Source organism: Xanthomonas albilineans (assembly GCF_002939705.1).
In the GTDB taxonomy this organism is placed as follows: domain Bacteria; phylum Pseudomonadota; class Gammaproteobacteria; order Xanthomonadales; family Xanthomonadaceae; genus Xanthomonas_A; species Xanthomonas_A albilineans.
Genome location: NZ_MDCB01000038.1, coordinates 1 through 3,884, shown reverse-complemented (window position 1 = coordinate 3,884; position 3,884 = coordinate 1). Strand labels below are relative to the sequence as shown.

At 60.8% G+C, this 3,884-nt stretch carries 1 protein-coding gene; it reads left to right on the top strand.

The features are described from left to right. Nucleotides 1-3,884 (top strand): non-ribosomal peptide synthetase (locus XalbCFBP2523_RS15465; protein ID WP_146084124.1); only part of this gene is annotated, 3,884 nt, incomplete at both ends.

Genomic DNA, 3,884 nt, shown 5'->3' with positions numbered 1-3,884 from the left:
ACAGCACGCATGTACCGCACTGGCGATCTGGGGCGCTGGCATGCCGATGGCACGATCGAGTTTGTGGGCCGCAACGATCACCAGGTCAAGATCCGTGGTTTCCGCATCGAACTGGGCGAGATCGAGGCACGTCTGAGCGCGCATGCGGATGTGCGCGAGTGCGTAGTGGTGGCGCTGGAGGATGCGACAGGCACGGGCAAACGGCTGGTGGCGTACTGGGTTGGCGCCGAAGGGGTGAGGTCCGATAGCGTCGATGCGGATGCTTTGCGCAGCTGGCTAACGGATGTACTGCCGGATTACATGGTCCCGGCGGCTTACGTACAACTGGATCGGCTGCCGCTGACGCCAAATGGCAAGCTGGATCGTAAGGCATTGCCAGCACCGGACGTCACGGCGTATGCGGCGCATGCGTATGAAGCACCCCAGGGCGAAATCGAACAAACCATCGCCGCAATCTGGCGCGAATTACTGGGTCTGGAAAACATCGGACGGCACGACAACTTCTTCGCCCTCGGTGGGCATTCGTTGTTGGCGGTGACACTGGCCGAGCGCATGCGCCAACAGGGTCTGCAGGCCGATTTACGCAGCTTGTTCGCCACGCCGACGCTTGCTGAATTGGCTGCTGCAAGCGGCGCGGTATCGGTCAGCGTTCCACCCAATCAGATTGCGCCCGATAGCGTGGCAATCACACCGGAGATGCTGCCGCTGGTCGCACTCACTCAAGCACAGATCGACACCATCGTCGCGATGACGCCAGGTGGCCCGGCCAATCTCCAGGACATCTATCCGTTGGCTCCATTGCAGGAAGGCATTTTCTTCCATCACCTGTTGCAGCGCGAAGGCGATGCCTATCTGCTGCGCAACCTGATTGCGTTCGATAGTCGTTCACGCCTGGATGGGTTTGTCGATGCCTTGCAACGTGTGATCGATCGTCACGACGTCCTGCGCACGGCGGTGGTGTGGGAAGGACTGACCGCACCCGTGCAAGTGGTGTGGCGTCGCGCCGCGCTGGTGATCGAGCGCGTCTGCCTGGATGCGTCCGACGGCGAGGTGGCCGCACAGTTGCAGTCGCGCTTCGATCCGCGGCACTGGCGTCTGGACCTGCGTCAGGCGCCGTTGATGCGTGGTTTTGCGGCGCACGATCCGGCCAATGGCCGCTGGTTGCTGCAACTGATGAGCCATCAACTTACGTCCGACCATACAACGCTTGCGATCTTACTGGATGAGGTAAAGCAGCACCTTGGCGGTCACAGCGACAAGTTGCCACCTGCCCTGCCATTCCGCAATTTCGTGGCGCAGGCACTACTTGGCCTGAGCCAAGACGAACATGATGCGTATTTCCGCACGATGCTGGGCGATGTGGCTGAGCCCTGCGCGCCTTTCGGTCTTTTGAATGCACAGGGCGATGGGTCGGATGTGGAGGAGCTTCGGTTTGAGCTACCCGATCCGCTGTCGGCATTGCTGCGCAAGCAGGCGCGCGTGCTCGGCGTGAGCGTGGCGAGTCTGTTCCATCTGGCCTGGGCGCAGGTGGTAGCACGCGCCACGGGACGTGAGAGTGTGGTGTTCGGGACACTTCTGTTTGGCCGCATGCAAAGTGGCACGGGGGGCGACCGTACGCTGGGCATGTTCATCAACACATTGCCGTTACGCATCGAGATTGATGGATCCAGCGTGGCGAAGAGTGTGCGGCTGGCTCAACAGCATCTTGCTGAGCTGTTGCGGCATGAACATGCGCCGCTGTCGCTGGCGCAGCGTTGCAGCCGTGTTCCTGCGCCGGCCCCCTTGTTCACCTCATTGCTCAACTACCGGCATACCGCACCGGCAGAAAGCTCAGCCGAGTCATTGGCATGGGAAGGGATAGAGACACTAGTGGAGAATGATCGGACGAGTTATCCGCTCATGGTTTCCATCGACGACTTGGGATCCGATTTTGGATTGACGGTGCAGTCGCAGCGGCCACTGGTTCCGGGACGGATAGGCGCCTTCCTGATGAAGGCACTGGAAGGACTTGTCGATGCGCTTGCCCATGCGCCGGAAACGGCGGTGCGCGATCTTGACGTAATGCCTGAGGCCGAGCGCCATCAAATACTGATGGAATGGAATGCGACGGCGGCAGATTATCCGCGCGATGCGTGTGTGCACGAATTGTTCGAGGCGCAAGTAGCGCGTGATCCAGCGGCGATCGCGGTGGTGCAAGGCGAAGTGGCGTTGACGTATGGCGAGTTGAACGCACAGGCAAATCAGTTGGCGCATTACCTGCGCGCATTGGGTGTGCGTCCAGATGACCGTGTGGCAATCTGCATACAGCGCAGCGTCGAGATGGTGGTGGCGCTGCTGGCGGTACTGAAAGCGGGTGGTGCGTATGTGCCGCTGGATCCAGCTTATCCGCCGGAGCGGCTGGCCTATATGCTCACGGATTGCGGCGCGACAGTGGTGCTGACGGATACCGGCAGTCGCCACCTGGTCGAGGGTAGCCCCGCCTCGGATGTGATCGTCGATCTGCAAACCGACGGGGAACGTTGGGCATATTTGCCGAACCGCAACCCCGACCGCAACGCAAGTGATCTAACTGCACGTCATCTGGCCTATGTGATCTATACGTCTGGATCGACCGGTGTGCCGAAGGGGGCGATGAACGCGCATCGCGGCGTCGTCAATCGCCTTGTGTGGATGCAGGACGCCTACAAGCTCGACCAATCCGAGATCGTTCTGCAAAAAACACCGATCAGTTTCGATGTCTCGGTGTGGGAGGTGTTCTGGCCCCTACTGAGCGGAGCGCGTGTGCAACTGGCGGAGCCAGAGGGGCATAAGGATCCGGTGTATCTGAAGGCATTGATCAGCGATGCGCACATCACCACGCTGCATTTCGTGCCGTCGATGCTACGGGCGTTGATCGAGCATGGCGATCATGCGCCATTCCCAGAGATCAGGCGTGTCATCTGCAGTGGTGAGGCATTGCCCCCAACGCTTGCAGAGCGTGCGCAGGCGACTTTCCCAGCGGCCGGGATTTTCAATCTTTATGGACCGACAGAAGCGGCAGTGGATGTCACGGCGTGGCGCTACCGCGCGGGATGGGGACATGCCAGCAGCCTTCCGATCGGCCGACCGATCGCGAACACGCAGATTTACATCCTGGATTCACACGGCGCGCCAGTGCCGATCGGGGTGGTAGGTGAGTTGTATATCGGCGGCGATGGTGTAGGCCGAGGGTATTTGAACCGAGACGATTTGACTGCCGAGCGTTTTATTGCCGATCCATTCTCCGAAACAGCCAATGCGCGGATGTACCGCACTGGCGATCTGGGGCGCTGGCGTGCCGATGGGACGATCGAGTTTGTGGGCCGCAACGATCACCAGGTCAAGATTCGTGGTTTCCGCATCGAGCTTGGCGAGATCGAGGCGCGGCTGAGCGCGCATGCGGATGTGCGCGAGTGCGTAGTGGTGGCGCTGGAGGATGCGACAGGCACGGGCAAACGGCTGGTGGCGTACTGGGTTGGGGCCGAAGGGGTGAGGTCCGATAGCGTGGATGCGGATGCTTTGCGCAGCTGGCTAACGGATGTACTGCCGGATTACATGGTACCGGCGGCTTACGTACAGTTGGATCGGCTGCCGCTGACGCCAAATGGCAAGCTGGATCGTAAGGCATTGCCAGCACCGGACGTCACAGCGTATGCGGCGCATGCGTATGAAGCACCCCAGGGCGAAATCGAACAAACCATCGCCGCAATCTGGCGCGAATTACTGGATCTGGAAAACATCGGACGGCACGACAACTTCTTCGCCCTCGGTGGGCACTCGCTGCTCGGCGTGCGCCTGATCTCGCGCATCCGCAGCGCGCTGGGATTGGAACTGCCGCTGGCCACCTTATTCGCCCAGCCGCGTCT